At 70.2% G+C, this 6,461-nt stretch carries 6 protein-coding genes, 1 rRNA gene and 1 pseudogene; 7 read left to right on the top strand and 1 reads right to left on the bottom strand.

Going from position 1 to position 6,461, the window contains the following annotated elements; all coding sequences use genetic code 11:
* Positions 1-141 precede the first annotated feature (141 nt).
* Positions 142-258 (top strand): 5S ribosomal RNA (gene rrf / locus ACIQCJ_RS12070).
* A gap of 111 nt (positions 259-369) precedes the next feature.
* Here rrf and ACIQCJ_RS12065 read toward each other — a convergent pair.
* Positions 370-1,109: pseudogene (locus ACIQCJ_RS12065) on the bottom strand (MFS transporter); the annotation flags it as partial.
* 358 nt (positions 1,110-1,467) lie between these two features.
* Between ACIQCJ_RS12065 and ACIQCJ_RS12060 the strand changes: the two are divergent.
* The 6 genes from ACIQCJ_RS12060 (at position 1,468) to ACIQCJ_RS12035 (ending at position 6,273) form a co-directional block, all read left to right on the top strand.
* Entirely contained in the window at positions 1,468-2,115 is a 648-nt protein-coding gene (locus tag ACIQCJ_RS12060) for an HAD family hydrolase (protein WP_355340706.1), read from the top strand.
* Positions 2,116-2,284: 169 nt separating this feature from the next.
* On the top strand, positions 2,285-3,466 hold the full coding sequence (locus tag ACIQCJ_RS12055; RefSeq protein ID WP_355340745.1) for an MFS transporter: 1,182 nt from the start codon (positions 2,285-2,287) through the stop codon (positions 3,464-3,466).
* Positions 3,435-4,607, top strand: a complete 1,173-nt coding sequence (locus ACIQCJ_RS12050) for an acetoin utilization protein AcuC (protein ID WP_355340703.1) — start codon at positions 3,435-3,437, stop codon at positions 4,605-4,607. Before ACIQCJ_RS12055 ends, ACIQCJ_RS12050 begins: the two co-directional genes overlap by 32 nt.
* 246 nt (positions 4,608-4,853) lie before the next feature.
* Positions 4,854-5,687, top strand: a complete 834-nt coding sequence (locus ACIQCJ_RS12045) for a phosphatase (protein WP_391052069.1) — start codon at positions 4,854-4,856, stop codon at positions 5,685-5,687.
* Between the two features lie 128 nt (positions 5,688-5,815).
* Positions 5,816-6,037, top strand: a complete 222-nt coding sequence (locus ACIQCJ_RS12040; RefSeq protein WP_188281714.1) for a helix-turn-helix domain-containing protein — start codon at positions 5,816-5,818, stop codon at positions 6,035-6,037.
* A gap of 137 nt (positions 6,038-6,174) precedes the next feature.
* Complete coding sequence (locus tag ACIQCJ_RS12035; protein ID WP_003948845.1) at positions 6,175-6,273, top strand: 30S ribosomal protein bS22; 99 nt, start codon at positions 6,175-6,177, stop codon at positions 6,271-6,273.
* Positions 6,274-6,461 lie beyond the last annotated feature (188 nt).

Raw genomic sequence — 6,461 nt, 5'->3', positions numbered from 1 at the left:
CCCTGTGAGGGGTGGAGCTGACTGGTACTAATAGGCCGAGGGCTTGTCCATTGTTGCTCGCGTTCACTGTGTGGTTCTGAAACAACCAGCCCACCACCACGCCCCCTTCACCGGGGGTGTGGGGTGTGTGTTTCATGGTGTTTCGGTGGTCATAGCGTTAGGGAAACGCCCGGTTACATTCCGAACCCGGAAGCTAAGCCTTTCAGCGCCGATGGTACTGCAGGGGGGACCCTGTGGGAGAGTAGGACACCGCCGAACAATTTTTATGGAAGAGGCCCGGCCTCGGATCTTAGGATCCGACGCCGGGCCTCTTTTGCGTTCCCCGCCACCCACCGGAAAACCGGTTTTCGAGTCCGCCTATCAGCCGGGCGTCGAGGACAGGAGGAGCGGGAGAGCGAGGAGGACAAGGAGGGCGCTGGTCCAGAAGGAGGCGAGCCAGCCGAGGAGCAGCAGGGGCCCGCGGTGGTGAGGACCAGGCCGGGGCGGTGGTCGGCGAGGCGGCCCGCGAGGGTGAGCCCGGCGAAGGAACCGGCGCCGAAGAGCATCAGGGCCACCGAGATCCACAGGCGGCCGAGGCCCGCGGTGTCGGTGACGACCGGTGCGAGGAAGGTGAAGCTCGCGAAGGTGGCCGCGTTCACCAGGGTGCCGAGCACCGCGCCCGCGGGCACCCCGGCGACCGTGGCCACCGTCGTCCCGGAGAGCAGTACGGCCAGCGCGCGCCCCTTGCGGTCGGGGGACACGAGGGTGACGGCGGTGGTGAGGGCGACGGCGAGGAAGCCCGCGTTCGCGAGCGCGGCGACGATCCGGGTGGCGAACAGGACCGGGAAGCTGCCGGTGACGGCGCCCGCGGCGTGCGCCGCCGCGAAGGCGACGACGAAGGCGAGCAGGCTGCTGCGGGCGGGCCAGGCGCGGGCGAGGGCGGCCATCAGCGGGGCGCCGACGACCATGCCGATCGCGAAGGCCGAGGTGAGCGTGCCCGCGGTCCCGACCGTCACGTCGAGGTCGGCGGCGATGTCCGGCAGGAGGCCGGCCAGCATGAATTCGGAGGTGCCCATGGCGAAGACGGCCATGGCGAGCAGGTACAGCGGAACAGGGAGACGGAGAGGCATCGGGAAAGGCTCCGAGGTGAGGAGATGCACGAGAGGAAACGTGAAAACGTCGTCTCGTCACCGCGGTCAGCACCCGGGGTGCGGCAGCCGTCCAGCCATGGCCGCGCGAAGAGCCGCGCGGAGAGTCGCACGAAAGCGCGGAGAGTCGCACGAAAGCCCGTAGGGCCGCTCAAAAGCGCGGAGTGGCCGCGAAAGGCCGCGCAAAAGGAGCGTGCGAAAAAGGCGGACGGTGAAAGGGAGCTGCGAACTCAGTGGTTCAGGGGGCTGACGGCGTGACCGAAAGCCCCCGCCTTGGATGCCTCGGGGCTCGACATGGCCCGTACGCTACCGGATGCGTGCCCCCAACTACAGTGGCCGTATGCGGTATGACCTGGTCATCTTCGACAACGACGGCGTCCTTGTGGACAGCGAGCCGATATCCAACCGGATTCTCGCCGGGCACCTGACGGAGGTGGGGCATCCGACGACGTATGAGGACTCGATCCGGGACTACATGGGCGCGGCGGTGCACCGGGTGCACGACGTGGTGTGGGAGCGGTCGGGGCGGCGGCTGCCCGAGGGGTTCGACGAGGAGCTGCACGCGCGGGTCTTCGCGGCCTTCGAGCGGGAGCTGGAGCCGGTGGCGGGGGCGGCCGGGGTGCTGGACCGGCTGGTGGCGGAGGGGGTGCCGTACTGCCTGGCGTCGTCGGGGAGCCATGAGCGGATCAGGGTGGCGCTGCGCAGGACCGGGCTGTACGAGCGGTTCGGGGAGGAGCGGATCTTCTCGTCGCAGGACGTGGGGCGGGGGAAGCCAGCGCCGGATCTGTTCCTGCACGCGGCGGCCGTGATGGGGGTGGCCCCCGAGCGGTGCGCGGTGGTCGAGGACAGTCCGTTGGGGGTGCGGGCGGCGGTCGCGGCGGGGATGGACGTGTACGCGTTCACGGCGATGACCCCGGCGGAGAAGGTGGCCGACGCGACGGCCCTCTTCGGTGCGATGGAAGGGCTGCCCGACCTGCTGCTGAGGTGAGCGGGAGCGGTCCGGGGAGCCGTCCGGCGCGGGTTGATCACAATTGTGACCCCCGCCACCTACTCATCCGTAGCTTCCGCGTTTACGCTGCTCGCTCATGGACGAAGCCGCGCAGAGCGCCCCCGGGGGGCCCGCCGCCCCCGTGAAGTACCGGCAGCCGGACGACCGGCTGCGGCACGGGCGGGCCGCGCTCGCGATCAGCTTCTTCGCGCAGGGCGCGCTGTTCGCGCTGCTGGTCACCCGGATTCCGGCGATCCAGGACCGGTACGGCATCAGCGACGGGCTGCTGCCGGTGTTCCTGGCGGCGGTGCCGATCCTCGCGGGCCTGGGCAGCGTGGCGACCGAGTACGTCGTGAAGCGGATCAGGCCGAGTGCGGTGCTGCGCTGGGTGCAGCCGGTGGTGGCCCTGGTCCTGCTGCTGCTCGGCGCGGGCGACCAGTTGTGGATGGCGGCGGTGACGCTGGCGCTGTTCGGGGTGTGCGTCGGCGGTCTGGACGCGTCGATGAACATGCTCGGGGTGAGCCTCCAGCACACCTACGGCCGCAGCATCATGCTCGGCTTCCACGCCTCGTACAGCCTGGGCGGGATCGTCGGGGCGTGTCTGGCGTGGTCGGGGGCGCACTGGCACATCTCGCTGGTGGCGCTGTACGGGCCGGTGGTGGCGCTGCTGATCCCGCTGACGCTGGTGGCGAGCCGCTGGTACGCCGACCAGGAGCAGCCGTCCGTCACCGAGTTGGGGGGCGAGAAGCAGGCCGTCGTGATGCGGCTGCTGATGCCGCTCTGTCTGGTGATGGCCTTCGCGTACATCGGTGACTCGACGGTCTCCAACTGGAGCGCGAAGTACCTCCAGGACACCTTGCACAGCTCGGAGCAGCTCTCCACCGTGCCGTACGCCGTCTACATGGTGACGACGCTGATCGGCCGTTCGGTGGGTGACTTCGGGGTGCGGCGGTACGGTGCCGCGTCCGTCGTGCGGCTGGGGACGGTGCTGGCGATGGCGGGCTTCGCGGTGGTGGCGGTGGCGCCGGGGGCGTGGGTGGGCATGCTGGGCTTCACGCTGCTGGGGCTCGGGCTGTGCGTGATCGTGCCGCAGACGTTCGCGGCGGCCGGGCGGATGTTCCCCGGTGCCTCGGACTCGGCCATCGCGCGGCTGAACATCTTCAACTACGTGGGTTTCCTGGTCGGCTCGCCGCTGGTGGGCGCGCTGGGCGATGTGTGGAGCTACCGCGGGGCGATGCTCGTGCCGATGGTGCTGGTGGGGGCCACGCTGTTGTACGCCAAGTCCTTCGAGGCCGGGCCCGCCGGGTACGGTGTCGGCCATGAGCGGCCGAGCACAGTTGATGTGGGATGAGCGGGTAACCAAGTACGACTTCGGTCCGGGCCACCCGATGGACCCGGTGCGGCTGTCGCTCACGCGCGGGTTGGTGCGGGCCTTCGGGCTCGACCGGGAGCTGTCGGTGGTGGCGGCGCCCGCGGCCGGTGACTCGACGCTGGCGCTGGTGCACCGGGCGGATTACGTGGCGGCGGTGCGGGCGGCGTCCGCCGATCCGGCCGCGGCGGATCTGTCGTACGGGCTCGGTACCGAGGACAATCCGGCGTTCGCGGGGATGCACGAGGCGTCCGCGCTGATCGCGGGGCAGTCGGTGGGCGCGGCCGAGGCGGTGTGGCAGGGCGATGTGCTGCACGCGGTGAACTTCGCGGGCGGGCTGCACCACGCGATGCCGGGCGCGGCGGCGGGTTTCTGCGTCTACAACGACGCGGCGCTCGCGGTGGCCCGGCTGCTGGAGCTGGGCGCGGAGCGGGTGGTGTACGTGGACGTGGACGTACACCACGGCGACGGTGTGCAGACGGCGTTCTGGGACGACCCGCGGGTGCTGACGATCTCGCTGCACGAGCATCCGCGGACGCTGTTCCCGCAGACGGGGTGGCCGGAGGAGACGGGCGGGCCGTCCGCGGAGGGCGGCGCGGTCAATGTGGCGCTTCCCGCGGGGACGGGTGACGCGGGCTGGCTGCGGGCCTTCCACGCGGTGGTGCCGGAGCTGGTGGCGGCGTTCCGGCCGCAGGTGGTCGTCTCGCAGCACGGCGCGGACACCCACTTCGAGGATCCGCTGGCGCATCTGGCGGTGTCGCTGGACGCGCAGCGGCTGGTCGCGGAGGCGTGTCACGCGCTGGCGCACGACCACGCGGAGGGCCGCTGGGTCGCGCTGGGCGGCGGGGGTTACGCGGTGGCCGATGTGGTGCCGCGTACGTGGACGCATCTGGTGGGGATCGCGGCGGGCGCGCCGGTCGCGCCGAAGACGCCGGTTCCCGAGGAGTGGCGGCACGAGGTCTACGCCCGGACCCGGCAGCAGGGGCCGCTGCGGATGACGGACGGCCGTGATCCGCACTGGGCGGACTTCGCCGACTCCGGTTACGACCCGGCGGACCGGCTCGACCAGGCCGTGATCGCCACCCGCCGCGCGGTCTTCCCGCTCCACGGCCTGCTGCCGTAGGGCCTGTCCGGCGGCACGCCGTAGCGCGTTGTCCCCTTTTCCGGCGAGCGTGGCGCTCCTTCTCCACGGAATCCCCCAATTTCGCACACGCCGTCACCGCGTTGTTCGGTAACCCGTTACAGCGGAGCGCGTACGCGTGTGGCGTAGGTCTTCTACGTCCGGAGCGCACTCGGCGCGGGTCACCCGCACGGGGTGTTTTTGGCGGTTTCGTACCCGGCGGGCGGAGGGAGTCGGGACGATCAAGGGGTGCTGAGTGTCGGCGCGCTGCGCGCGCATCTGGTGGCGGCCGGGCTGGCGGGACGGGTCTCGACCCCGAGGGAGAAAAGTCTGCACAGTTACCGGCTCTTCGCGGCGCGGGATCCGCGCCAGACGCTGGGGCTGGATCCGGAAGGGGAGTGGGGCACGGCTGAGTTGCTGCGGCTGATGGCCGACCGCTGCGGTGTGTCGCCGGACCCGGCGGACACCTCGGGGCAGGACACGATCGACCCGGACTGCACGGTGGCGGCGCTGGACGCCTTCGCCGAGCGTCTTGGCAGGGCGGCGCAGGATCGTATCCCCGTTCTGCTGGGGACGGGCCACCCTCATCGGCTGTTGGGCTTCTACGCCTCTTTGGCCGCCGCGCTGTCGGCGGCGGGATGTGTGATTCTCACCCCTGCGTACGGCGGCTACGTCGATATGCCGACACAGTTCGGGGTACGGCGTCACAATCTTTGGTACGTGGGAGGTGTCGCCGTGGTGCGCCCCGTGCCTGGTGCGGAGGGTTCGCAGGAGGGTGCGGGGGCGGGCGAACCGGGTGCTCATACGCACTCCCCGCTGCCCGTCAGAGCGGCCCTCGCGGCTGCCGCGGAGCAGGGCGGAGTGCTGCCGCGGCTGGTGGTCGGGGACCACGGATTCGTATGCGGGGCAGGGCAGTTGGGCATCGAGGCGATCGGTCTCGCGGACTCCGACGACCCCGCGGTGTTCGTCGCGGAAGCGGAGGGCAGGGTGTCGGTCGCGGTACCGCTGGACGACACCGTGCGGTCCGATTACTACCGGCCGCTTACCCGCTACGTACTCCATCGGGCGTGGCTGTCACAGTAATCAACTATTGGCAACTCCTCTTCCCCACTTGCATCATGCGCCCCTAATCTGAGGGGGAGCGCACTTGACTGTTGGAGTCGCCGGAGGGGAAGCCGGTGGCCGTCAGGTGCGGAAAGTTCAGGTGTGTCATGGCTTCAAGCGAAACCAGGCCTCTCAACGAGGTCGTGTTCCTTACCGTGGCCGAAGTTGCCGCGGTCATGCGCGTGTCCAAGATGACGGTGTACCGGCTGGTGCACAGCGGTCATCTGCCGGCGATCCGGGTGGGGAGGTCTTTCCGGGTTCCGGAGCAGGCCGTCCACGACTACCTGCGTGAGTCCTATGTGGGGGTGGGGGTGGGGGAATCTGCCTGATCTCGCCCGCCGAGGGCCGCTGACCGCCTGCGTGGGGCTCGGTTTATGCTCGTCCGCCTCGGGCGGGTAGGCTTGGCCGACGTAGGTCGTGTGGGCTCGGACGCCCCGCACCGAGTGAAAACGAAGCGAGGGTAGTCGTGGGCTCTGTCATCAAGAAGCGACGTAAGCGTATGGCCAAGAAGAAGCACCGCAAGCTGCTGAAGCGGACGCGCGTTCAGCGTCGCAACAAGAAGTAAGCGGGCTCGACGCAGTACGCCGCTCTTCCTGCCCCCTCCACCGCCCGTAGGCGGCGGAGGGGGCAGTGGCGTTTTCCGGGGCAGGTGTGACGGAGGGGGCAGCGGCGTGACGTCGGCGGCCCGCACAGCGGGCCGTCACTGCGGCGCAACAACGAACGGGTACGGTGCGTACAACCCCGTAGGAAGGC

The organism is Streptomyces sp. NPDC093221 (genome assembly GCF_044753885.1).
GTDB lineage: Bacteria > Actinomycetota > Actinomycetes > Streptomycetales > Streptomycetaceae > Actinacidiphila.
Note: the sequence above shows the minus strand (reverse complement) of the source record. Positions and strands in the feature narration are given on the sequence as shown.